This window comes from Arthrobacter woluwensis, from assembly GCF_900105345.1.
Lineage (GTDB): Bacteria > Actinomycetota > Actinomycetes > Actinomycetales > Micrococcaceae > Arthrobacter_E > Arthrobacter_E woluwensis.
In genome coordinates this window covers 2,657,392-2,680,970 of sequence record NZ_FNSN01000003.1, presented here as the reverse complement: position 1 = coordinate 2,680,970, position 23,579 = coordinate 2,657,392, and the positions used below count along the sequence as shown (strand labels likewise).

Below are 23,579 nucleotides of genomic sequence, written 5' to 3'. Positions count from 1 at the left end.
GAGGGATCATGACCCAGACCCAGCTTCCCGTCCTCGAGCTGCTGCCCGCCGTTGACGTCGTCGATGGCCAGGCCGTGCGCCTCGTCCAGGGCGAAGCCGGCAGCGAGACCAGCTACGGCACACCGCTGGAGGCCGCGCTCAATTGGCAGCAGAACGGCGCCGAGTGGGTGCATCTCGTGGACCTGGACGCCGCCTTCGGCCGGGGTGACAACGCGGAGATCCTGCGCGAAGTGGTGAACTCGCTCGACCTGAAGGTCGAACTCTCCGGCGGGCTGCGGGACGACGCCAGCCTGGAGCGCGCCCTGGTCGACCTCGGCGTGGCCCGTGTGAACCTCGGGACCGCCGCACTGGAGAACCCCGCATGGACCGCCCGTGCGATCGAGCGTTTCGGCGACCGGATCGCGGTCGGCCTGGACGTCCGGGGCACCACGCTCGCCGGCCGCGGCTGGACCCAGGAGGGCGGCGATCTCTGGGAGGTCCTCGCCCGCTTGGAGGACGCCGGCTGTGCGCGGTACGTCGTCACGGACGTGACGAAGGACGGAACGCTGCAAGGCCCGAACGTCGACCTTCTGCGGCAGATGGTCGAGAAGACCGGCAAGCCCGTGGTGGCCTCGGGCGGCATCTCGAGCCTGGCCGATCTGGAGGCGCTGCGTGCGCTCGTCCCGCTCGGCGTCGAAGGTGCGATCATCGGCAAGGCCCTGTACTCCGGCGCCTTCACCCTGCCCGAAGCCCTCGACGTCGCCGGACGCCGCTGAGGCCGGCATGACGGAACGTCGCGAACTTCCCGGCCACATCGCCGCAGCACTCGCCGGGGCCGGCGGCCCGACCGACTCGGCCGGGCGCCCCTGGGCGGGCCGCTCGCTGGCCGGCGAGGACTCCCACATCCACAACTTCGAGCACGACGACGGGGAGGCGCACCCCGGTCTGACGGCCGCGCTCGACGCCCTGCGCACTGGAACGGGGGGAGAGGACGGCGTCCTCGACGCCTTGGCGACCTCCCGGGTGTTCATCCCGATCGTGGCTCAGCTGGCCGAGGAAGACGAGGGCCACGACGGTCTGCATGCCGACAAGCAGGCCGACATGGCGATGGTCACCATGCAGGCCCCGGACGGCCGGATCGCCATGCCGGTCTTCAGCTCGGTGCGCGCGCTCGAAGCCTGGCACCCGGAGGCCCGTCCCGTGGCCGCCTATGCTGCCCGTGCGGCGCTGTCGGCGGTGTCGGAGAAGGCACAGCTGCTCGTGCTCGACCCCGGCAGCGAGTTCACCTTCGTCGTGCGCCGGGCCCCGCTGTGGGCGCTGGCCCAGCAGAAGCCGTGGATGCCGTCCTACCTGGACCCTGATGTCGCCGAGGCGTTCCGTGCCAGCGCCGTCGGGCACCCGGAGGTGGGGGACATCCAGGTGCGTCGGGGCTCCGGCGTGGTGTCCCGGGACGCACGGGGGGAGGAGGTCCCGGGCGGTGGCCTCGGACCCGAGCTGTGCGTCATCCTGGCGTTGAAGCCCGGACTGGAATCGGCCCAGGTCAGTGCAGTGGTGTCCGCTTTACAGCAGAGCTGGGCGGGAAATGAAACACTTGCTGAGGGTGTTGATTCGATCGAGGTCAAAGTCACCCTTCACCAACCCTGATCCTCCGTGCCGGGAAGCGCGGGGTGATCACGACTCGCGCAAAGGATTTCAAGAGACGTGAACTTCGCACGGTACAAGGAGCTGCTGGCCGAACGGGATGTCCGCTGGCTGCTGCTGGTGGGGATGATCGCGAGGATTCCGCACTCGGCGTCGGGCATCCTGCTCACGCTGCACATCGTGCTGACCCTCGGCAAGGGTTTCGCGGAGGCGGGAGTCGCGGCGGCGCTGTTCACCATCGGCATCGCGGTCGGCGCTCCCTGGCGCGGACGCCGGGTGGACATCGCCGGACTCCGTGTCGCGCTGATCCCGTCGATCATCTCGGAAGCCGTCATCTGGACGGTCATCCCGCACGTGTCCTACGAGTGGATCCTCCCGCTCGCCCTGGTGGGCGGCGCGTTCAGCCTGCCGATCTTCAGCGTGATCCGTCAGTCGCTGGGTGTGCTGGTGCACGGCGAGCGGATGCGGACCGCCTACGCGCTCGACTCGATCGCCACGGAACTCGTCTTCATGATCGGTCCGGCCGCCGCCGCGGTGCTGGCTACCACCTGGTCCACCGTCTGGGGGCTGACCCTGGTCGGCTGGCTGACGGCCCTCGCCGGCCTGTTCCTGGTCTGGATGAACCCGCCCACGCGCCGTGAGGGAGCCGCCACGGCTGACGAGGAGCAGGAGCAGCGCGCCGCCGAGTGCGAGGCCGCCGAGCACGCGGTGGCCGACACCGCCGCCGGCAACCCCCAGGGCGCGGCGGGCGAACTGCTGGAGGTCGCCACCCGTCCTCCCGGACCGGCGGTGGCGGAACGCGAGAACGCGCGACGCCGACTCGTGAAATCCTTCTCCTGGATCAGCGGCACCCTGGTCGCCGTGTTCCTGACGGCGGCCGGCGCGGGCCTGGTGCTCAGTGGCACCGATGTGTCGATCGTCGGCCTGCTGCGCCAGCACGGCAACGAGGCGGAACTGGGGATCGTGTTCTTCTTCTGGTGCGCGTCCTCGATGGTGGGCGGCATCCTCTACGGGGCGATGAAGCGCAAGGTCTCACCCATGCTGCTGCTCCTGGCGATGGCCGTGCTGACCATCCCGATGGGCTTCGCGCAGGACACCTGGTCGCTGGCCCTGCTCTCCAATCTGCCCGGACTGCTCTGCGCCCCGGTGCTCTCCTCGGCGTCGGAGTACGTGGCCGACCTGGTGGACGAGGACCGGCGTGGTGAGGCGATGGGCTGGTACGGCTCGTTCCTCACCGCCGGAACCGCCCTGGGTTCGCCGATGACTGGCCTTTTCATCGACCGCATCGGACCGTGGTCGGGATTCGTGGCGATCGGCGTGGCTGGGGTGCTCCTCGTCGTCGTGGCGACGGTGGCCCGCGTCGTCCGCCGACGGCTCGCCTCGGTCTGAACGAGGGGCACGTCGCCCTTCACGACTCGCGGACACGACGACGGCGGGGCGCCACCTTCTCCAGGTGGCGCCCCGCCGTCGTCGTGCCGGATGTGGCGCGTTAGTTGACGGGGCCGGTGAACTTCTCGCCGGGACCCTTGCCGGGCTCATCCTTGATGAGGGAGGCTTCCCGGAAGGCGAGCTGCAGGGTGCGCAGGCCGTCGCGCAACGGGCCGGCGTGCTGGGAGCCGATCTCCGGGGCGGCCGCCGTGATGAAGCCCGCCAGCGCCGTGATGAGCTTGCGGGCCTCATCGAGGTCCTTGAGGTCCTCGGCGTTGGGGTCGTCCGCGAGGCCGAGCTTCACGGCGGCGGCGCTCATGAGGTGGACGGCCGCGGTGGAGATGACCTCGACCGCGGGGACTTCGGCGATGTCGCGGGTGTGCCCAGCGGCGGGGTCGCCCGCAGCGGTGCCGTGGTCTTCGTGTTCAAAAGTGCTCATTTGATAAGCTTGGCACAGACCAACTGGGAGTCGTTACCCGACGCGAGCACTGTGTGGGCGCGCCGTTCGCATTCGTGTGCCGGAGTCGTGTAAGATTTACTCTTAGTTTGCAAGTGGAGATTTCTCCCACCCGCGTCGACCGCCGTTCGGCCAGGGGCTCAGGCCCCCGGAACAGGACACTGAAGGTCGCCGGGTCAGAATAGGACGGCAGTCCTGTGCAGGGCCATCGCTCAGGTGATGTTCCGGCGCTGTGATCTTTGTCCGACTCAGTTTCCTGAGGCCTCCGCTTGCACTGGCAAGAGGAGGCCTTTCTCATTGCCAGTGGAACAAGGCAACGAGCAACAGGAGCTACACATTAGCGATCCACGTATCAATGAGCGTATCCGCGTCCCCGAGGTGCGGTTGGTCGGCCCAGCCGGTGAGCAGGTGGGTATCGTCCGCATCGAGGACGCCCTCCGTCTGGCCGCAGAAGCAGACCTTGATCTCGTTGAGGTTGCGCCTCAGGCCAAGCCGCCTGTCTGCAAGCTGATGGACTTCGGAAAGTACAAGTACGAAGCCGCAGTGAAGGCACGCGAGGCCCGGAAGAACCAGACCAACACGGTCCTGAAGGAAATCCGGTTCCGCCTGAAGATCGACAAGCACGACTACGAGACCAAGCGCGGTCACGCACTGCGCTTCCTCGGTGCCGGTGACAAGGTCAAGGCCATGATCCAGTTCCGTGGCCGTGAGCAGCAGCGTCCGGAGATGGGCATCCGCCTCCTCCAGCGCTTCGCCGAAGACGTGGCCGAGGTCGGCGTCATCGAGTCCACCCCGCGCATCGACGGCCGCAACATGGTCATGGTGATCGGTCCGCTCAAGAACAAGGCCGAAGCGAAGGCCGAAGCCCGTCGCGCCGCACAGCGTGCCGAGGCCAAGGCTCAGAACGAAGCCAAGGCCCAGGCCGAGTCTGACCGTGTGGACACGGACAACGCCACTCCGCTGAGCAACAACCTCGGCGAGCAGCTGGCCGAGGCTTTGAAGGCCAGCGAGTCCGCAGCGGTGGAAGCACCGCTCGAGGATGTCGCAGCTGACGGGGCCGTCGTCGAAGAGGCTCCGGTTGCGGAGGCTTCCGTGAAGGAAGCTCCGGTGGAGGAGCCGAAGCCGGCTGCCAAGCCCGCCGCGGCCAAGCCTGCCGCGACGCCGAAGCCGGCTGCGAAGCCCGCCGCCGCGCCGAAGCCGTCCATGCCGAAGCCGGGCGCTCCCAAGCCCGGTGCCCGCAAGGCCAACTAGACACCCGTCCTTCGCCCGACGGCCCTCCGATGACGAGGGCCCAGGGCGGAAAGCCCAACGGCGTCCGTCAGGATGCCGGAATGTGATTCGCAGGCCCGCCAGGGCCTGTGGCAACGTAAGGAGATCGGTCCCCATGCCGAAGATGAAGACCCACAGTGGTGCCAAGAAGCGCTTCAAGCTGACCGGTAGCGGCAAGCTCAAGCGCCAGCAGGCCAACCGCCGCCACTACCTGGAGCACAAGCCCAGCACCCTGACCCGCCGCCTGGCCGGCGATCGCATCGTCGCCAAGGGCGATGCCAAGGTCATCAAGAAGATGCTGGGCCTCTAAGTTCCATTTCCCGGCCGGATGGCCAACCACTTAAGGCCCTGAGCCGCCCGAGAGGGCGAGCCGAGCGGGCCAATGATTGAAGGAGTACGCACGTGGCACGTGTGAAGCGGGCGGTCAACGCCCACAAGAAGCGTCGGGTTGTTCTTGAGCGCGCCAAGGGTTACCGCGGCCAGCGGTCCCGCCTGTACCGTAAGGCCAAGGAGCAGCTGCTCCACTCGTTCGTTTACAGCTACGGCGACCGCCGCAAGCGCAAGGGTGACTTCCGTCGCCTGTGGATCCAGCGCATCAACGCTGCGTCCCGCGCCAACGGCCTGACCTACAACCGTCTGATCCAGGGCCTCAAGGCCGCTGAGGTCGAGGTTGACCGCCGTATGCTCGCCGAGCTGGCCGTGTCCGACGCCGCCACCTTCGCCGCTCTGGTGAAGCTCGCCAAGGACGCCCTGCCGGCTGACACCTCCGCCCCGAAGAACTAGTAAGTCCTTCTCAGCGTGAGCTTTTCCGAGCGCCCCCAAGCCGCCATCATGTCCAATCCCCGGGCCGACCGGGTGAGAGACGTGGCCCGGCTTGCGGGGCGCTCGGCGCGTTCCCGGCAGGGTCTGTTCCTCGCCGAAGGACCGCAATCCGTGCGCGAAGCCCTCGTGGCTCATCGTGAACGCCTGTCCCGCGGTGAGGAGGGCCTGGTCACGGAGCTGTACGCCAGCCAGGCCTGTCTGGACCGATACCCGGAACTCGCCGCAGGTGCCGAAGGGGTCCGGACCAGGATCGCCACGGATGAGGTGCTGGCCGCCATGGCCGACACCGTCAATCCCCAGGGCATCGTGGCCGTCTGCCGCTTCCTGGACCGCCCTCTGGACGAAGTGCTCGACGCCGGGCCGCGCCTTCTCGCGGTGCTGTGTCAGGTACGCGATCCCGGCAACGCCGGCACCGTCCTGCGGGCAGCGGACGCCGCGGGTGCGGACGCCGTGATCTACTCCGGCTCCAGCGTCGACATCTACAACCCCAAGGCCGTGCGCTCGACCGCCGGCTCGCTCTTCCACCTCCCCGTGGTGACCGGGGTCGACGTCGCGGATCTCGCGGCGCGCTGTGCGGAGCGGGGGATCGGCATCCTGGCCGCTGACGGTTACGGTTCCCTGGACCTGGACGAGCTCCAGGACGCCAGCGCGGCTCGTCGGCTCGGGGCGTCCGGTTCCGCTGGCTTGGACGGTGAGCAGGCGCCGTCGTACGACCTGGCCTCACCCACCGCGTGGTTCTTCGGCAACGAGGCCCAAGGGCTCGCCCCCGAGGAGCTCGCCCTGAGCGACCACCGTGTGGCAGTGCCCGTGTACGGTTCGGCGGAAAGCCTGAACCTCGGCACCGCTGCGACCGTCTGCCTCTACGCCAGTGCCCGCGCCCAGCGCCGCTGAGCACCCCTCCGGCCTGATTCCTTCGGTGCCACGGGGCGTCAAAGATCCCGTTTCGTCTCCGGGACGCGCCGCGTGCGACTAGCCTTGGAATGATTTGTCACTCCAACTCATTCAAGGGGAATCATGTCCGCAAGTGGCGGAAACAAGGCCGTGGTGGCCGCCCTGTCCGCGAATCTCGCCATCGCCGCGATGAAGTTCGTGGCGTACGCCTTCACTCTCAGCAGCTCGATGCTGGCGGAGGCGATCCACTCCGTCGCCGACTCCGGCAACCAGCTGCTGCTCCTGCTGGGAGGGAAGCGGGCCAAGCGCGCCGCCGATGCGGAGCACCCCTTCGGGTACGGGCGTGAGCGGTACATCTACGCGTTCATCGTCTCGATCGTCCTGTTCAGCGTCGGTGGCTTGTTCGCCCTGTATGAGGCCTACGAGAAGTTCCACGATCCGCACGGCATCGAAGGGCCGTTCTGGTGGGTCCCGCTCGCCGTGCTGGTGGGCGCGATCATCGCCGAAGGCTTCTCCTTCCGCACCGCGATCCACGAAGCGAACCACCTCCGCGGCCGTCAGGGCTGGGTGCGGTTCGTCCGCAACGCCAAGCAGCCCGAACTGCCCGTGGTCCTGCTGGAGGACTTCGGCGCGCTCATCGGTCTGGTGTTCGCCCTGTTCGGTGTGTCCATGACCCTCGTGACGGGCGATGGCGTCTGGGACGCCTTCGGCACCGCCATGATCGGTCTCCTGCTCGTGGCGATCGCCATCGTCCTGGCGCTCGAGACGAAGTCACTGCTGATCGGTGAGTCCGCCAGCGCGAACGATGTCGCCGCGATCGAGCGCGCCATCCAGGAGGACGGCACCCGCATCATCCACCTCAAGACTCTGCACCTCGGCCCCGAGGAACTGCTCGTGGCCGCGAAGTTCAGCGTCCCGGAAGGCGCCACGGGCGCAGCGATCGCTCAGGCCATCGACGACGCCGAGAACCGGATCCGCACCGCCGTTCCCACGGCACGGGTGATCTACCTCGAGCCGGACATCTACCGCGCCTCCGTCTGACGGAAGCCGGGAAGCACCGGAGACGGCGAAGGCCGGGCCTGATGGCCCGGCCTTCGCCGTCTCCGGAACCGGATCGTCCGGCGTCGGGTGCTCAGTGCTCCGTGCTTAGTGCTCCGTGATGAGTGTCCGAAGCTCAGTGCTCGATGTCGTGGTGCACGGACTGGACCGGGAAGCGGCGCTCCAGACGCCCGCTCGTGAGCGCGACCCCGAGGCCGAGCAGGGCGAGGACGGCGCCGACGAGGGCGGGTGCCGTATAGCCGTAACCCAGGGCGATCACCACGCCGCCCAGGAAGGCGCCGGCGGCGTTCGCCAGGTTGAGTGCGGCGTGATTGAGCGACGACGCCAGGCTGGGCGCGTCCGGGGAGGCGTCCAGCAGGCGGGTCTGCAGGGGAGTGGTGAGGAGGGAGCCGATGCCGCCGACCACGAAGACCATGATGAGGGCCGCAGGCGCCCACGGGGCCGCCAGGGTGTACAGCACGAGCGCGATGGCGATCGCGATGAGCGCACGGTAGATGGAGCCCATCACGGACTTGTCCGCGAGGCGGCCGCCCACGATGGTTCCGATGACCATGCCCAGGCCGTAGATGGCGACCACCAGCGGGATGAGGCTCTCCGGCAGATGGCTCACCTCGGTCATCGTGTGCGAGATGTACGTGTACGTGGCGAAGAACCCGCCGAAGCCGATCGTGCCGATCAGCAGCGCCATCCACACTTGGACGCGCTTCAGAGCGCCGAGTTCCCGCCGGATGCTGGCGCCCGGGATGCTCGCTTCGAACGGCACGAAGAGCGCGATGGCCCCGGCCGTGAGCAGGGCGATCACGGAGACGAGGGCGAAGAGCAACTGCCAGCCGAAGTTCTGGCCGAGCCAGGTGGCGAACGGGACGCCGATGACATTCGCCACGGTCAGGCCCGTCATCACCATGGAGATCGCCCAGCCGCGCTTCGTCGCAGGCACCAGGGACGCCGCGATCACCGCCGCGATGCCGAAGTAGGCGCCGTGGGGCAGGCCGGAGATGAAGCGTGAGAGGGCCATGGCGCCGTAACTGGCGGCGAGCATGCTGGATGCGTTGGCGACGGCGTAGAACAGCATGAGACCGATGGCGAGACGCTTGCGCGGAAGCCGCGCGCCGAAGGCCGCCAGCAGGGGTGCGCCCACGCAGACGCCCAGGGCGTATGCGGAGATCAGTGTTCCCGCCTGGGGAGTGGTCAGGTGCAGTCCATGCTCGACTTCCCGGAGCAGGCCCATCATGGCGAATTCCACGGTGCCGATGGCGAATCCGCCCATGGCGAGCGCGATGATCGCCCGGGTGAGGGCGGCGGAGGAGAGGCGAGGACGTGCGATGATCCCGGCCGGGGGAGAGGTGGTCACGGAGGGTCCTTGACTGAGGGGGTGGGCTGGTCTGTGATCACGACGTCGGGACCATTCTTTCCATTGTCGCAACGTGAAAGCCCTGGGCGCTATTTCTTTCGGTCTCCGCGTGCCGTGACGGGGTGGATCTAGACTGGTCCGCGATGACTATCGCACCTCGCCTCGTGGTTGGCGCCGCCGTCCTGGATTCCCTCACCGAGCCCCGTTCGCTGCTCTGCGCCCGGCGCAGCGCCCCCGAGAGCCTGGCAGGGCTCTGGGAGTTCCCGGGCGGAAAAGTCGAACCGGGCGAGGAGCCGGAGGCCGCCCTGCACCGGGAGCTCCGTGAAGAACTCGGGATCTCGGTGGCGCTGGGACCCGAGGTTCTGTCCGGCGCCGATCACGGCTGGGTGCTCAACAAGAAGGCGACCATGCGAGTGTGGCTCGCGGAGATCAGCGAGGGTGAGCCGCAAGCTCTCGAAGATCACGACGAACTGCGCTGGGTCCCTCTAGAAGAGGGCGCCTTGCACGCCCTGCCGTGGATTCCGGCGGACTTCCCGATCGTGGACGCCGTCCTCCGCCGGGCGACCGGTTCCTGACAGGCTTCGTCCCGGGAGACGGTGACCGCTTTCGGACCCTGGGGCCGGCAGCGGCTCCTGCGTGCCGGTCCCCGCGGAGTTCCAGCGGGTGCGCCACGTCGGCGGCCCGGCGAATCGTGATGTGACGCCGGTGGGGGACTGACCGGTGCCGTTCATGATGGCCTGTGACGGCCTGGCTTCTGACGGCCCGCCTTGTGACGGCGGGGTCCAGTTCTTCAGGGACGCCATGCTGCCTTCGGGGTAGCGGGCCTCCTCGACCCGTGGGTCCGGATGGAACTCCGTGACGGCGCCGTCCGTGCTGCGGGCCGCGCCGAGCCCTGCAGGCACCTCCCGGTTCACGGCAGGCCCCGAGGCAGAGGAAGCCTGCTGCCCTTCGGACTGCTGCAGTTCGGAATGCGCAAAGCCATTCGACGTCGGGAAGCCGTGCTTCCTCTTGAAGAAGGCGACCCGCTGGGCGAGCCACTTCCGGTAACCCGCATCGGCGTATGAGCCCTGGCCTTTCGGGCCGGCGTACAGGCGGCGGTACTTCCCGACCAAGGCGGGGTGTTCGCGGGCCAGCCAGGACATGAACCACTCGCGGGTGCCCGGGCGCAGATACAGCGCGCCGGCGGTGACGCCGGTGGCCCCGGCGGCCGCGAGTGAGGAGAACAGTGCGTCCAGATCATCATCCGAATCGCTCAGATAGGGCAGGATCGGCATGGCCATGACGCCACACGGCAGTCCGGCCTCGCGCAGCCGGGACACCAGGCGCAGGCGGGCCCGCGGACCCGGGGTGCCCGGTTCGATGGCGGCCTGAAGCTCCTCGTCCATCATCGCCAGCGAGATCCCGAGCCCGATCGGCACCGCCTGTGCGGCTTCGCGGAGGAGAGGGATGTCCCGGGACAGGAGTGTCCCCTTGGTCAGGATCGAGAATGGAGTCCCCGACTCGGCCAGGGCCTCGATGATGCCCGGCATCAGCTGATACCGCCCCTCGGCGCGCTGGTACGGGTCCGTGTTGGTGCCGAGCGCGACGTGGTCGTGCTTCCAGGACGGGCGGGCGAGCTCGGCCCGCAGCACCTCCGCCGCGTTGACCTTGACCACCACCTGCGAATCGAAGTCGAGGCCCGAGTCGAAGTCCAGATAGGTGTGGCTCTTCCTCGCGAAGCAGTACACGCACGCATGGCTGCAGCCCCGGTAGGGGTTGATGGTCCACGAGAACGGCATGGTCGACTGAGTCGGGACCTTGTTGAGCACCGATTTCGCGGTGACCTCATGGAAGGTGATCCCCGCGAACTCGGGCGTAGAGATGGAACGCAGCAGGCCCGCCATCGGCAACAGCGGGGCGGCCGTCGGGGCAGTGGCGGTGTCCACCAGTGCCGGCTGGAGTGCCTGTGCGTCCCATCTCATGCAAGTATTCGAACATATGTTCGAACGGAGTTCAAGGGGGGCGCGGTCAAACTGCTCTGGGAGGCGGCTTCGGCCGGTGTCTTCAGGCGACGGACCACGTGACGCCGAGCGACACCTGGACCTCCTGTTCGCCTGCCTGGATGGCGCCATCCGCTTGCGGTGCGGCGGCGACCCGGGCGAAGGCGATGGGAGGGAGCCCGCCGACGGCGGAGCCTTCCTCGATGCGGAGGACCTGGCCGAGGGTGACGCCCGACGATGCCGCGAGCTGCGACGCCCGGGCGAGGGCGTCCTGCCAGGCGGCCTCACGGGCCTGCGACCGGACCGCGGTGGGGTCGGAGACTTCGAGCGAGAATCCTTCGAGCCGGGCCTGTTCCCCTCCGGCGGCGATGGCGCTCTGCAGGACGCCCGCGGCGGCGGGCAGGGAGCGGAGCGTCACGCGCACCGTGCCACGGGCGACGTAGCCCAGCAGGCCGTCGTCGTGCCCGTCGCGCCATTTCCGTTCCGCGCGGAGCGAACGGTCCGTGGTCGCGATGTCGCGGGGTTCGACGCCCGCGGAGTGCAAGGCGTCCCGCAGCGCGTCGAGGGTGCGTCCGGACTGGGCGAACGCCTCCTCCACGGAGCCGGCCAGCGTTTCGATGCTCAGGTGTGCCGTCGCGATGTCCGGCACCGCAGGGGCGCTCGCGTGCCCGGTGACGGAGATGGTCCGTGTCGGTGTTTCCATGCCGTTCCTCTCGTCGTGTCCCCTCAGGGAATGGTCAGAACCGATCCTGGTCCTGCGGCCCAATATAGCCACCCGCTTCAAGGCCCGCGTCCCGTTCGAAGGGGTTCGCAAGAGCCGGACTGCCCGTCCGCCAGACGGAATAGGCGGCGCAGAGACCGTAGAACAGCAGGAAGGGCAGCCCCAGGCAGGCCGCGTACTGCGCGGCGTGGCGAGCCTCGTGAGCGAGCAGGCGCGGGTCGCTCTCGACGGACAGGCCGGGCCGCGCGAGGATCACGGATCCCACGGTGAAGGCGCCTCCGGCAGGGAACGCCCAGGGGTAGTCGCGGGCCAGCCAGAGACCGTGCGGACCTCGGTCGACGGGGCAGCGCGCGGCACGTGCGACGGCGAGGCCGAGCAGCGTGCTCAGATTCACCCAGTTCAGTGCCGCCCGGGTTTTCCACATGCCAGACATGGGCCCAGCCTACGACGGGCCGCGTACTAGACTTGTGCAGGGCCTTGATTGGCCCGTCACCACCCCTTCGACCCGAAAACACGGTACATGTCAGAGACCACTAAGGAAGTCATGGCCCCCAGCCCGTTGGATGAGGCCGCTCTCCAGAATGCTGTCGCAGAAGCCCTGGCAGCCTTTGAGGAGGCCACCGATCTTGAGGAGCTCAAGACCGCTCGGCTGGCGCACACCGGTGAGAAATCGCCTCTGAGCCAGGCGAACGCGGCCATCCGCGATCTGCCCAAGGACCAGAAGAGCGCCGCCGGCAAGCTCATCGGCGGTGCCCGCGGCCAGGTGAACAAGGCGCTCGCCGCCCGCACCGTGGTGCTGGAGGAGGAGAACGACGCGCGGATCCTCCTCGAGGAGACCGTGGACGTCACCGCCGCGCCGCGCCGTCGCCGTGCCGGCGCCCGCCACCCGCTCTCCGTGCTCCAGGAGCAGGTCTGCGACATCTTCGTGGGCATGGGCTGGGAGATCGCGGAAGGCCCCGAGCTCGAGTCCGAGTGGTTCAACTTCGACGCTCTGAACTTCCAGCCGGACCACCCGGCGCGCGAGATGCAGGACACCTTCTTCGTGGAGCCTCCGGAGGCCCACCTCCTGCTGCGCACCCACACCTCGCCGGTGCAGGTCCGTTCCATGCTGGAGCGGGAGCTGCCGGTCTACGTGCTGTGCCCGGGCAAGGTGTTCCGCACCGACGAGATCGACGCCACCCACACGCCCGTGTTCCACCAGTTCGAAGGTCTGGCCGTCGACAAGGGGCTGTCCATGGCGGACCTGCGCGGGACGCTGGAGCACTTCGCGCGGCAGATGTTCGGCGCAGAGGCCAAGATCCGGCTGCGCCCCAACTACTTCCCCTTCACCGAGCCGAGCGCCGAACTCGACATCTGGCACCCGGGCGCCAAGGGCGGCCCGCAGTGGATCGAGTGGGGTGGCTGCGGCATGGTCAACCCGAACGTGCTCCGCGCGGCCGGGATCGACCCGGAGGTGTATTCCGGGTTCGCGTTCGGTATGGGCATCGAGCGCACTCTCATGTTCCGCAATGAAGTTCCTGACATGCGGGACATGATCGAGGGCGACATTCGTTTCAGCGAGCACTTCGGGATGGAGATCTAAGCGTGCGCATTCCACTTTCCTGGCTCCGTGAGTACACGGAGCTTCCTGCAGGCGCGTCCTCCGAGGACCTGATGGCGGACCTGGTCCGCGTCGGTTTCGAAGAGGAGGATGTGCACCGTCCGGCCGACTCGATCTCCGGTCCCGTCGTGGTGGGCCAGGTCCTGTCCCTCGTCAAGGAACCGCAGTCCAACGGCAAGACCATCAACTGGTGCCAGGTCCGTGTGGTCCCGGAAGGCCAGGAGCAGACGCTGGAAGGCAAGGGCATCGAGCCCTCGGGCATCCAGGGCATCGTCTGCGGCGCCCACAACTTCGTGGAGGGTGACAAGGTGGTGGTGACCCTTCCGGGCGCCGTCCTGCCGGGTGACTTCCACATCTCGCCGCGTAAGACCTACGGGCACGTCTCCGCCGGCATGATCGCCTCCGCCCGTGAACTCCGACTGGGCGACGAGCACGACGGGATCATCGTGCTGTCCACGCTCGGTCTGGACCCGGAACTCGGCACCGACGCCCTGGAGCTCTTCGGGCTGAAGGACGAGGCCGCCGAGATCAACGTGACTCCCGATCGAAGCTACGCCTTCAGCATCCGGGGTGTGGCCCGTGAGTACGCTCATGCCACTGGCACCGCCTTCACCGACCCGGCTTCGAAGGTCTCCGTGCCGGCCGCGCTGGGCGAGGGTTACCCGGTCACGCTGTCCGACCAGGCCCCCATCTACGGGGTTCCCGGCTGTGACCGCTTCGTGGCCCGCGTGGTCCGCGGCGTGGACGCGAGCCGTCCCACGCCGCAGTGGATGGTCTCCCGGCTGCGCCTCGCGGGCATCCGCTCCATCAGCCTGCCGGTCGACATCTCCAACTACGTCATGCTGGAACTCGGACAGCCGAACCACTGCTATGACCTGGACACCCTCGAGGGCGGCATCGTCGTCCGCCGTGCCCTTCCGGGCGAGCGGATCGTCACCCTGGATGAGAAGGACCGCGCGCTCGACGCCGAGGACCTGGTCATCGCGGACGATTCCGGTGCGATCGGTATCGCCGGTGTCATGGGCGGGGCCCGCACCGAGGTGTCCGCGGGCACCAAGGACATCCTGGTGGAAGCCGCTCACTTCGACACGATCTCGATCGCGCGGGCCCGTCGCCGTCACAAGCTGCCGAGCGAAGCGTCCAAGCGGTTCGAGCGCGGCGTCGACTGGTACCTGGCTCCTGTGGCCGCGCAGCGCGTGGTGGATCTGCTCGTGGAACTCGCCGGTGGGACCGCCGACGACGCCGGCACTGATGTCGGCACGGCGCCGGAGACGGTGACCATCTTCCTGCCGTCCGGTTTCGTGTCCGCACGGATCGGTGTGGAGTACACGACCGAGCAGATCGTCAGCAGCCTGACGGACCTCGGCGCGACCGTGACCGAAACCGAAGGCGGCTGGACCGTCACCGCTCCGAGCTGGCGCAACGATCTGGAGACCAAAGAGGACCTCTCCGAGGAGATCGCCCGCCTGGTCGGCTACGACAAGATCCCTGCCACCCTCCCGGTGGCGCCTCCCGGCCGCGGCCTGAGCCGTGTCCAGAAGCAGCGCCGCCGCGTGATGCAGGCCCTCGCCGACTCCGGTCTGGTCGAGGTCCTCGCTTACCCGTTCGTCTCGAAGACGTCCAACGACGTGTTCGGCACGCCCGAGGCCGGCGCCGCGGTGCAGGCCGTCAAGCTCGCCAACCCGCTGAGCGAGGAGTTCGGCTGGCTGCGGACCTCCGTGCTCCCTGGTCTGATCGAAACCGCCAAGCGCAATATCTCGCGTGGTTTCCGTGACCTGGCGCTGTACGAAGCAGGTCTGGTGTTCCTGCCGGAGGGCGGGCTGGGCACCCCGGGCATCCCGCCGCTGGGCGCCAAGCCTTCCGACGAGGTGCTGGAGGGCCTGTACCAGGGCATCCCCGCGCAGCCACAGCACATCGCCGGCGTCTTCACCGGCAAGGACAGCCCGGCAGCGCCCGGTCACGCGCCCCGTGCGTGGGACTGGGCCGACGCGGTCGACGCCGCACGGCTCGTGGCCGATGTCCTCGGCGTCGAGGTCGTGGTGGAGCAGGGCGCGCACCAGGCGTTCCATCCTGGCCGCACTGCCGTCCTGCGTCTGCGGTCCGGTGAGCTCGTCGGCTACGCGGGTGAGCTTCACCCCAAGCTGGTGAAGTCGCTCGACCTGCCGGCCCGTACGGTCGCGTTCGAGATCGATGCCGATGTCCTCTTCGACGCGGCGGCCGACGTCGTCGTGGCGAAGCCCATCTCCACCTTCCCGGTGGCGACACAGGACGTGGCGCTGATCGTCGACGGCGATCAGCCGGCCGCCGCTGTTCAGGACGCGCTGCGTGAAGGGGCCGGAGAACTCCTGGAGGATGTCGCGCTGTTCGACGTGTACATCGGCACCGGGATTCCGGAGGGCAAGAAGTCCCTGGCCTTCGGCCTGCGGTTCCGTGCGGACGACCGCACGCTGACCGCGGACGAGGCCTCCGGGGCCCGCGCGGCGGCTGTCGCGCTCGCGGCGGAGCGCTTCGGAGCCGTCCAGCGCTGACGCCCCCGCACCACATCGACTGCTCCACACGATGTCGAAACCTCCGGAAATCCGGGGAAATCGGCATCGTAGGGAGCAGTCGATGTGTTTAAAGCGTTTGGACGCTCATCCTCACGCAAACGACCTCGGTCTCGTCGGTGACGTGGAATCCTGGGTCCCCAAGGGAATCGCGGAACTCGTCGGAGTGCCAGAACCCCTCATGGGCGGAGCGCCACTCGTCGACCGACTCGAAGCCCTCGCCCTCGGCCAGGGCATGCTCCAAAGTCACCGCAGCAAGTCGGCATACCTCCACCGTGGTCACCGTCTCCACGGCGACCGGCGTACCGGCTGAATCGACGACGACGGCCCGGTCGCCCGCGCGCGGCAGCGGCTCGTTCGCGGAGTATTCGAGAAGCAGCGAGGACGTGGACGTCTTCGTCCCGTCGAGCAGGGCTGCCACGAGCTGATCCCGCAGAGGGCCCGGGAATGCATACTCGGAAACGGGCCAGGCGGGGTCGATTGCACTCATCCGACCAGTCTAAGACGGCGTTGAGCTTCCACCGTCAGGGATTCGTGCAAGACGCGATCGACTGCTCCATACGATGCCGTTTCCGCCACAATTCCAGGAGAAATGGCATCGTATGGAGCAATCGATCGTGGGCTCAGGCCGGGGAGAGGGTCGAGGAGAGACGCGGGGCCAGATGCGAGGCCCGGGAGCCGGCGATGGGGTAGCGAAGAGGGCGGCAGGCACGGCCAGCCTCGGGCCTAGCTCGACGGGTGCTCTCCGTCTTCGAAGATCCTCGAGGCCGGGCCTACGATCAGCGGGTCCGGGGCGGTGGCGAGGTCGGGGTCCTTGCCGTCGTAGTCGAACAGGTTCAGCACGTGGCGCATGGCCTCGAGGCGGGCGCGCTTCTTGTCGTTGCTCTTGACGACGGTCCACGGGGCGTGGTCGGTGTCCGTCGCCAGGAACATCGCCTCCTTGGCCTCCGTGTAGGAATCCCATTTGTCGAGGGACGCCAGATCCATGGGGGAGAGCTTCCACTGACGGACCGGGTCGACCTGGCGGATGGTGAACCGCGTCAGCTGCTCCGAGCGTGACACCGAGAACCAAAACTTCACCACATCGATGCCGTCCTGGACCAGGAGCTCCTCGAACAGCGGCACCTGGCGCAGGAACACCTGATACTGCTCATCGGTGCAGAAACCCATCACCCGCTCGACCCCCGCCCGGTTGTACCAGGAGCGGTCGAAGAGGACCATCTCCCCGGCCGCGGGCAGGTGCTTCACGTAGCGCTGGAAGTACCACTGGCTCTGCTCGGTGCTGCTGGGCTTCTCGAGCGCCACCACCCGGGCGCCGCGGGGGTTCAGGTGCTCCGTGAAGCGCTTGATGGTGCCACCCTTGCCGGCGGCGTCCCGGCCCTCGAACACGAGGAGCAGCCGGCGGCCGTTCCCCTTGATCCATTTCTGCAGCTTCAGGAGTTCGATCTGCAGGAGACGCTTCTCCAGCTCGTACCGGGGCCGCTCCAGCCGCTCGCTGTAGGGGTAGCCTTCACGCCACGTGTCGAGGGGCACGCCCTGGGCGTCCAACAGGACCGGATCGTCGTCATCGTTGTCCAGCACGGAGTAGCCGAGCGGCGGCTGGATCCCCGTGAGCGAGTGGTTCAGGATGCTCATGGCGTCACCGTAGACGCGGCCGATGAACGGCGGTTGAACGGGATGCGAGGGCCGCGCCGCCGTACCGGGGACAATGGATTCATGCGCGTGATCACCTGGCTGGGCTCCCTGGACGACGCCGCGCGCGACGTCGGCCTTCCGCCCCTCGACGACGCCGAACGTAACCGGGCGCGCGCCTTCACCTCGGCTGCTGCGGGGGTGCGCTTCGGCACGCTGCGGCGGATCCAGCGCAAGCTTCTGGCGGACGCCCTCGGAATCGATCCGCGACGATTCGCGAGTGCCTACGAGTGCCCGGACTGCGGCCCGGCGGCGGGTCACGGCAGGCCGGGATACGTGGTCGTGGAGCGGGTCCCGGCGGACTCTCAGCCCGGGAGCGCGGTAAGCCGGGGTCCCGCCGGCACGAGCCACCTCGACTCTGACCACACCGCCAACGCCCACACCGCCGCCCCCGGCTCCGCGAGGCCGCAGCGGCTGACCGACGTCGGGCTGTCCGCCAGCCGCGCGGGGGAGTGGGGCGCCGTCGTCGTCGTGACGGAGGTGGAGCCGGGCTTCCGGATCGGTCTGGACCTCACCCTGCACCGCGAGATCTTCGACGGCTTCGACGACGTCGCCCTCGACGGACGGGAACGCGACTGGCTCCGGATGCAGGAACCCGGGGAACGGAACGCCGAACGGGCTGCGCTCTGGGCCGCCAAGGAAGCCGTGGCCAAGCGCGACGGTCACGGTCTGAGGAAGGACCCGGCAGGGATCCCCGTCCTGTCCGCGCCCGGAAGCGGCACCAGCGGAACGCCCCCGGGAGGCGCGATAGGCTACGCGCCCGGAGTGGTGCAGCTTGCAACACGTGCGGAGGGGCTGCCTCCGCACGTGCTCACGGCCGCGGTGCCGGCAGCGGCGGAAGGTGCTTTTCGTACAGCCATGGCTTGAGCAGCGCGGCCGCGTCGAGCCCCGGCGCCAGCGAATCCGCGAGGGCGAACAGCGCCTGAGGCGTGACCGTGGCGTGGCGGTGTTCACGGGTCCACTCCCGCAGGAGGGTGAAGAACTGCTCGTCGCCCATGGCCGTCCGCAGCACGTGGAGGGCCAGGGCGCCCCGCTTGTACACCCGGTCATCGAACATGTCCTCGGGGCCGGGATCGCCGATCACGAGATCCTGGGCCTGGTCCGCGAGTTTGCGCCAGGCCGCGAGCACCCGCAACTGGGTGCTGAGCGTGCCACTGGCCTCGCTCCAGAGCCATTCGGCGTAGCAGGCGAACCCTTCGTGCAGCCAGATGTCCTTCCAGCTGCCGACGGTCAGAGAGTTGCCGAACCACTGGTGGCTCAGCTCGTGGGCCACCAGGCGCTGGGCCTCCCACTCGGTGGCGAGGTGGTTGCGCCCGATGATCGACAGCGCCTGCGCCTCGAGGGGGATCTCCAGCTCGTCCTCCGTGACCACGACGGTGTACTCGCCGAAGGGGTACGGGCCGAAGCGGTCCTCGAAGAGGTCCATCATGTCGCGCTGACGGGCCAGCCCCGTCTCGGCCTGCCCGCGGAGCGACGGCGGCACCGCGACGTGGACCGGGACCGCGCCCGGGGCGCCGTCGACGTCGAACGTGGTGTACCGCCCGATCTGGAGCGTCGCCAGGTAGGAGGCCATCGGCTCCTTCTGCTCGAACACCCAGGTCTCGCGGCTGGACTTCCGGCGGTGCTCCACGAGGCGGCCGTTGCACACCACGCGGTAGCCGGCGTCGGTCGTCACGGTGAAGCGGTAGGAGGCCTTCTGGCTCGGGTGGTCATTGCACGGGAACCACGACGGCGCCCCGTCCGGCTGCCCGGCGACCAGCACGCCGTCGCGCAGCTCTTCCCAGCCGACCTCACCCCAGGTGCCACGGCGCGGCCGCGGATTGCCCTCGTAGCGCACCTCCAGGAGGAAGTCCTCGCCCTTCGGGATGCTGTGCGGGGCGTTGACGACGAGCTTCTCGCCGCGCTGGGCGAACTTCGCCACCCGTGAGCCGTTGAGCTGGATCTTGGTCGGCTTGAGACCGGCGAGATCCAGCGAGATCTGGGAGAGCTTCACGTTCGCGCGCCCCCGGAGGATCGCCACGCCCTGCAGCCGGTTGCTCGCCAGGCGGCAGTCGAGCTCCAGATCATAGTGCCGGACGCTGTAGTCCGCGCTCCCGTGCCCGGGGGTGTACGGGTCCGGGATCGTGGAGGCGGGGTGCTTCTTGCCGTGGTGCTCAGACATGGGGGAGAGGGTCATCCAGGGTCGGGGACGGGGACGATGCGGGAGCTGCTACGGTCCGCGCCAGGGGCTGACCGGATTACCCATCCAGTAACTCCCGGCCGGAACCGCTTCGCCCCGCATCACGAGCGACGCGGGGCCGACCGTGGCCCCGCTGCCCAGGGATGCCTGGGGCAGGATCACGCCGTGCGGCCCCATGGTGGAACCAGCCTCCAACGTTACGGTATCGATCGCCATGATGCGGTCGTGGAAGAGGTGAGTCTGCACCACGCAGCCGCGGTTCACGGTGGAACCGTCGCCCAGGGTCACCAGGTCCGCTTCCGGGAGCCAGTAGCTCTCGCACCAGACGCCGTGACCGATCTTCGCGCCGAGCGCCCGAAGCCACCACACCAGGGCTGGAGTGCCCGCCGCGGCCCGCGCGAACCACGGGGCGGCCGCCATCTCGATGAACGTGTCCACCACCTCGTTCCGCCAGATGAACGAGCTCCAGAGCGGGTGCTCGCCTTCGCGGATCCGTCCCACCAGGACCCACTTGGCGACGACGGCGCTCGCGGCCGCGACCGCTCCGGCGACCAGGACCACGAGACCCCCCAGGAGGGCGGCCGGCCAGTAGCCGGCGCCGCGGGCGATGGCGTCGAGGAGGACCATGACGCCTACCGCGAGGTAGCCCGTCAGCAGGACGGGGAAGACGCGGCACAGTTCCCAGAGGGCCCGTGCCACCTTGAGGCGGGTGGGTGGTTCGAAGGTGCGGCTCGCATCGGTGCTCTGTGCCACACGCCGCAGCCGGACCGGGGGACTGCCGAGCCACGAGCTGCCCGACTTGGCCTTGCGCGGCGTGGCCGAGAGGACCGCGACAAGAGAGTTCTTCGGCACGCTGCGGCCGGCCGCGGTCATCCCGGAGTTGCCGAGGAAGGCCCGCTTGCCCACCTTCGCGGGAGCCACCTTGAGCCAGCCGCCGCCGAGCTCGTAGGAGGCGACCATCGTGTCGTCGGCCAGGAACGCGCCGTCGCCCACGGTGGTCATGCTCGGCACCAGCAGGACGGTGGAGGCCTCCACGTTTTTGCCGATCGTGGCGCCCAGCAGCCTCAGCCAGACCGGGGTGAAGAGGCTGGCGTAGATCGGGAAGAGGAGATCGCGGGCCATGTCCAGGACGCGCTCGGTGGCCCAGACCTGCCAGCCGACCCGGCTGCGCACCCGGTGATGACCTTCCACGAGGCCGATCGCGAGGGCGCGGGTCGTCCCGAGGATCAGGAGCGCGTTGCAGAGGAACCACACCACGGAGGCCAACGGCACGGACCGGGCCAGCGCGCCGAGGGATTCGGAGAGCGAGGCCGCGCCGTGCAGGGCGCCCACGACTACGAGTCCGGCCACCGCGGCCGAGACGAACGGGATGCACGCCAGCAGGCCGGAGGCCGCGGCGAAGGCGGTGAACCAGCTGAACTCGCGGATGCCCTCACTCGCATCCCCCTGCTCAGGCCAGGCGGGCTTCGCCTTGCCGGTCCGGCCGGCGGGGGAACCGGCCACGGTGGTGCCGGCCTTGACCTTGCCGGTGACGGCGGAGCCGGGCTCGACGATCGCGTCGGCGCCCACCTTCGCGCCGGGCATGAGCGTGCTGCGCGCGCCGATGGTGGCTCCGGGGCCGATCGAGACGGAGCCGATGTGGACGGTGTCGCCGTCGACCCACCAGCCGGACAGGTCCACTTCGGGCTCGACGTTCGCGCCGCGGCCCACCGTCAGCAGCCCGGTGACGGGCGGCACCGAGTGAAGGATCACGTCGCGGCCCAGCTTCGCGCCCAGGGCGCGGGCGTAGTACGGGACCCAGGGAGCGCTGGCCAGGCTGACCGCGCTCGCGGCGTCCTGGATCTGCTCCGCGAGCCACAGCTTGAGGTGCACCCGTCCGGAGCGGGGATACACGCCCGGGGTGACGCCGCGCAGGAGCACCCGCGCCGCCACGACGGCGATGCCCATCCGGCCCAGGGGGCTGACGAAGACTGCCCAGGACAGCAGGACCCACCACCAGGAGACGGTGGGCGCCGCGTGCAGGACACCCCAGGCGGAGAGCAGATTGTTGACGGCCATGAGGTAGGTCAGCCAGCGCATGCCCACCAGGATGAACAGCGGCACGCCCATGAGGGTCTGGAACACCTGGGTCTTCCGGGCGGTCCGGCGGACCAGGCGTTCCTTCGCCTCGACGGCCTCGCCGTCCGGGACGGAGGCGCGGCAGGCCTCCACGAGAGCGCCGACCCGTGGATTGGCGTAGATGTCGGCCACCGTGACGGTGGGGTACCGGCATCGCAGGGCTGAGACCAGCTGCGCGGCGGCGAGGGATCCGCCGCCGTGGGCGAAGAAGTCGGCGTCGAGGCTCGTGGCCGGGGCGCCGAGCACGGCGCTCCAGGTGTCCACGATCCACTGGGCATCCTCCGGCAGGTTCAGCGGGGCCGCGTCCGCGGCGTCGGCCGAGCCTCCGGCCAGAGGCCATGGCAGGGCTTTGCGGTCCACCTTGCCGCTCGTCTTGGTCGGCAGATTGTCGGTGGTGGTCAGGAGCGGGATGAGCGGTGCGGGCAGGGTCGCGCCGAGCAGCTCCCGGAGGACGCCCAGGTCCGGCTCGGCGTCCCCGGCCGGCACGAGGTAGCCCACCAGGACCTGATTCCCGGCCGCGGTGGTCTGCACCGCCGCCGCGGCGCCGGCGATGTCCGGAAGCGCCTGGAGGGCCGCATCGACCTCGCCGAGTTCGATGCGCCGCCCGCCGAGCTTGACCTGTTCGTCCGCCCGGCCCTGGAAGATGAGGCCCTCGGCCTCATACCGGACCAGGTCGCCCGAACGGTAGGCGCGTTCCCAGCCGAGGCTGGGCATCGGCGCGTACTTCTCCGCGTCCTTGGTGGGGTCCAGGTAGCGTGCCAGGCCGACGCCGCCGATGATCAGCTCACCGGTCTCGCCTTCCGTCACCGGCACGCCCTCGGCGTCGACGACGGCGAGGTCCCAGCCGTCCAGCGGCAGACCGATGCGCACGGGGCCGGGTCCGCCGAGGGGAGCGGCGCAGGCCACGACCGTGGCCTCCGTGGGCCCGTACGTGTTCCACACCTCGCGCTCGTCCACGGCGAGACGCTCGGCCAGCTCGGGCGGGCACGCCTCGCCGCCGAAGATCAGCAGACGGACGTTCTCCAGCGCCTCGGCGGGCCAGAGCGCGGCGAGCGTCGGAACGGTGGAGACCACGGTGATGCCGTGGTTGATGAGCCACGGCCCGAGGTCCATGCCGGTGCGGACCAGGGCGCGCGGCGCGGGGACGAGGCAGGCTCCGTGCCGCCAGGCGAGCCACATCTCCTCGCAGGAGGCATCGAAGGCGACCGAGAGCCCGGCGAGCACGCGGTCGTCGGTGCCGATGGGCTCACCCTGGAGGAAGAGCCGCGCCTCGGCGTCCACGAAGGCCGCCGAATTGCGGTGCCGCACGGCGACGCCCTTCGGGGTGCCGGTGGAGCCGGACGTGAAGATGACCCAGGAATCGTCCTCGGGCCGCGGCATGCGAGGAGCCGGGAAGGGCTTGGGGCGCTTCTTGTCCACCACGATCTCGCCTTTGGCCTTGAGGATGCCGGCGACCTTGGCCTCGCTGAACACGAGGCGGGCGCGTTCGTCGGGATCGTCGGCGTCCACCGGCACGTAGGCGGCGCCCACCAGCAGGATGGCCAGGATGGCGATGTAGAGCTCGTTGGTGCCGGAAGGGATCCGGATGCCGATCTTGTCCCCGGCGCCGAGTCCGGCGCGGTGCAGCTTGCGGGCGTACGCGCGGACCTCGTCGGCCAGCTCGGCGTAACTGAGCGACTTCTTTCCGTCATCCAGGGCCGAGGCCTCGGGGTACGCCTCGACCGTGGCGAGGAAGATGTCCACCAGCGTGCGCTCCGGGGGCGCCAGGAGTCCGCCCGGCATCTGTGGTTCGTAGACGGTCCCCGTGGGCGACGACGGCGCGCCGCCGCCCTCCGCCGCCGGTTCGG

Annotated in this window: 20 protein-coding genes and 1 pseudogene; 12 read left to right on the top strand and 9 right to left on the bottom strand. The window is 69.2% G+C overall.

The window, feature by feature from the left end; translation table 11 throughout:
- The first annotated feature begins 8 nt into the window (after positions 1-8).
- From priA to BLV63_RS12840, 3 genes are read left to right on the top strand one after another with little or no spacing between them, the layout of a single operon-like run.
- Positions 9-755 (top strand): bifunctional 1-(5-phosphoribosyl)-5-((5-phosphoribosylamino)methylideneamino)imidazole-4-carboxamide isomerase/phosphoribosylanthranilate isomerase PriA, encoded by a 747-nt coding sequence (priA, locus tag BLV63_RS12850; RefSeq protein WP_174521280.1) that lies wholly within the window; start codon positions 9-11, stop codon positions 753-755.
- Between the two features lie 7 nt (positions 756-762).
- On the top strand, positions 763-1,623 hold the full coding sequence (locus BLV63_RS12845; RefSeq protein WP_066215354.1) for an SseB family protein: 861 nt from the start codon (positions 763-765) through the stop codon (positions 1,621-1,623).
- Positions 1,624-1,680: 57 nt separating this feature from the next.
- Positions 1,681-3,009: an MFS transporter gene (locus BLV63_RS12840; protein WP_074784291.1), complete on the top strand. Its 1,329-nt coding sequence runs from the start codon at positions 1,681-1,683 to the stop codon at positions 3,007-3,009.
- A 100-nt stretch (positions 3,010-3,109) separates the two neighbouring features.
- On the opposite strand, the gene BLV63_RS12835 is transcribed toward BLV63_RS12840, so the two are convergent.
- Entirely contained in the window at positions 3,110-3,487 is a 378-nt protein-coding gene (locus BLV63_RS12835; protein ID WP_066217307.1) for a DUF1844 domain-containing protein, read from the bottom strand.
- A 321-nt stretch (positions 3,488-3,808) separates the two neighbouring features.
- Here BLV63_RS12835 and infC point away from each other — a divergent pair, with 321 nt between their 5' ends.
- From infC to BLV63_RS12810, 5 genes are all read left to right on the top strand, one after another.
- A complete protein-coding gene (gene infC / locus BLV63_RS12830) occupies positions 3,809-4,756 on the top strand; it encodes a translation initiation factor IF-3 (RefSeq protein ID WP_074784288.1) in 948 nt (315 codons plus the stop codon).
- Between the two features lie 133 nt (positions 4,757-4,889).
- The gene (gene rpmI / locus BLV63_RS12825; RefSeq protein ID WP_066217308.1) at positions 4,890-5,084 is read left to right on the top strand and encodes a 50S ribosomal protein L35; all 195 of its coding nucleotides are present in this window, start codon (positions 4,890-4,892) and stop codon (positions 5,082-5,084) included.
- A gap of 92 nt (positions 5,085-5,176) precedes the next feature.
- Positions 5,177-5,557 carry a 50S ribosomal protein L20 gene (rplT, locus tag BLV63_RS12820; RefSeq protein WP_066217310.1) on the top strand — a complete coding sequence of 127 codons (381 nt, stop codon included), beginning with the start codon at positions 5,177-5,179 and terminating at the stop codon, positions 5,555-5,557.
- Positions 5,558-5,572: 15 nt separating this feature from the next.
- Positions 5,573-6,487, top strand: coding sequence for a TrmH family RNA methyltransferase (locus BLV63_RS12815; protein WP_066217312.1), 915 nt, complete (start codon positions 5,573-5,575; stop codon positions 6,485-6,487).
- Between the two features lie 123 nt (positions 6,488-6,610).
- Complete coding sequence (locus tag BLV63_RS12810; protein ID WP_066217314.1) at positions 6,611-7,528, top strand: cation diffusion facilitator family transporter; 918 nt, start codon at positions 6,611-6,613, stop codon at positions 7,526-7,528.
- 133 nt (positions 7,529-7,661) lie between these two features.
- On the opposite strand, the gene BLV63_RS12805 is transcribed toward BLV63_RS12810, so the two are convergent.
- A complete protein-coding gene (locus BLV63_RS12805) occupies positions 7,662-8,897 on the bottom strand; it encodes an MFS transporter (RefSeq protein ID WP_373277874.1) in 1,236 nt (411 codons plus the stop codon).
- A 143-nt stretch (positions 8,898-9,040) separates the two neighbouring features.
- Here BLV63_RS12805 and BLV63_RS12800 point away from each other — a divergent pair, with 143 nt between their 5' ends.
- The gene (locus BLV63_RS12800) at positions 9,041-9,472 is read left to right on the top strand and encodes a (deoxy)nucleoside triphosphate pyrophosphohydrolase (RefSeq protein ID WP_066217316.1); all 432 of its coding nucleotides are present in this window, start codon (positions 9,041-9,043) and stop codon (positions 9,470-9,472) included.
- 189 nt (positions 9,473-9,661) lie between these two features.
- Here BLV63_RS12800 and BLV63_RS12795 read toward each other — a convergent pair.
- The 3 genes and pseudogenes from BLV63_RS12795 to BLV63_RS12785 all read right to left on the bottom strand — a co-directional run.
- Positions 9,662-10,858: pseudogene (locus BLV63_RS12795) on the bottom strand (Rv2578c family radical SAM protein); the annotation flags it as partial.
- An 82-nt stretch (positions 10,859-10,940) separates the two neighbouring features.
- Positions 10,941-11,579 carry an SIMPL domain-containing protein gene (locus BLV63_RS12790; RefSeq protein WP_066217318.1) on the bottom strand — a complete coding sequence of 213 codons (639 nt, stop codon included), beginning with the start codon at positions 11,577-11,579 and terminating at the stop codon, positions 10,941-10,943.
- A 34-nt stretch (positions 11,580-11,613) separates the two neighbouring features.
- Positions 11,614-12,030 (bottom strand): hypothetical protein, encoded by a 417-nt coding sequence (locus BLV63_RS12785; RefSeq protein WP_066217320.1) that lies wholly within the window; start codon positions 12,028-12,030, stop codon positions 11,614-11,616.
- An 87-nt stretch (positions 12,031-12,117) separates the two neighbouring features.
- Between BLV63_RS12785 and pheS the strand changes: the two genes are divergently transcribed.
- Together pheS and pheT are read left to right on the top strand one after the other, a co-directional pair.
- Positions 12,118-13,179: a phenylalanine--tRNA ligase subunit alpha gene (gene pheS, locus BLV63_RS12780; RefSeq protein ID WP_066217321.1), complete on the top strand. Its 1,062-nt coding sequence runs from the start codon at positions 12,118-12,120 to the stop codon at positions 13,177-13,179.
- A 2-nt stretch (positions 13,180-13,181) separates the two neighbouring features.
- A complete protein-coding gene (gene pheT / locus BLV63_RS12775; RefSeq protein ID WP_066217323.1) occupies positions 13,182-15,725 on the top strand; it encodes a phenylalanine--tRNA ligase subunit beta in 2,544 nt (847 codons plus the stop codon).
- A gap of 88 nt (positions 15,726-15,813) precedes the next feature.
- Here pheT and BLV63_RS12770 read toward each other — a convergent pair whose 3' ends face one another.
- Together BLV63_RS12770 and ppk2 are read right to left on the bottom strand one after the other, a co-directional pair.
- Positions 15,814-16,233 carry an ASCH domain-containing protein gene (locus tag BLV63_RS12770; RefSeq protein ID WP_066217325.1) on the bottom strand — a complete coding sequence of 140 codons (420 nt, stop codon included), beginning with the start codon at positions 16,231-16,233 and terminating at the stop codon, positions 15,814-15,816.
- A gap of 236 nt (positions 16,234-16,469) precedes the next feature.
- The gene (gene ppk2, locus BLV63_RS12765; protein ID WP_066217326.1) at positions 16,470-17,378 is read right to left on the bottom strand and encodes a polyphosphate kinase 2; all 909 of its coding nucleotides are present in this window, start codon (positions 17,376-17,378) and stop codon (positions 16,470-16,472) included.
- Between the two features lie 81 nt (positions 17,379-17,459).
- Between ppk2 and BLV63_RS12760 the strand changes: the two genes are divergently transcribed.
- Positions 17,460-18,302, top strand: a complete 843-nt coding sequence (locus BLV63_RS12760; protein WP_066217328.1) for a 4'-phosphopantetheinyl transferase family protein — start codon at positions 17,460-17,462, stop codon at positions 18,300-18,302.
- Here BLV63_RS12760 and BLV63_RS12755 read toward each other — a convergent pair.
- Both BLV63_RS12755 and BLV63_RS12750 read right to left on the bottom strand, forming a co-directional pair.
- A complete protein-coding gene (locus BLV63_RS12755) occupies positions 18,247-19,596 on the bottom strand; it encodes a M1 family metallopeptidase (protein WP_066217330.1) in 1,350 nt (449 codons plus the stop codon). The genes BLV63_RS12760 and BLV63_RS12755 overlap by 56 nt on opposite strands.
- 48 nt (positions 19,597-19,644) lie before the next feature.
- Positions 19,645-23,514, bottom strand: a complete 3,870-nt coding sequence (locus BLV63_RS12750; protein ID WP_066217365.1) for a Pls/PosA family non-ribosomal peptide synthetase — start codon at positions 23,512-23,514, stop codon at positions 19,645-19,647.
- Positions 23,515-23,579: the final 65 nt, after the last annotated feature.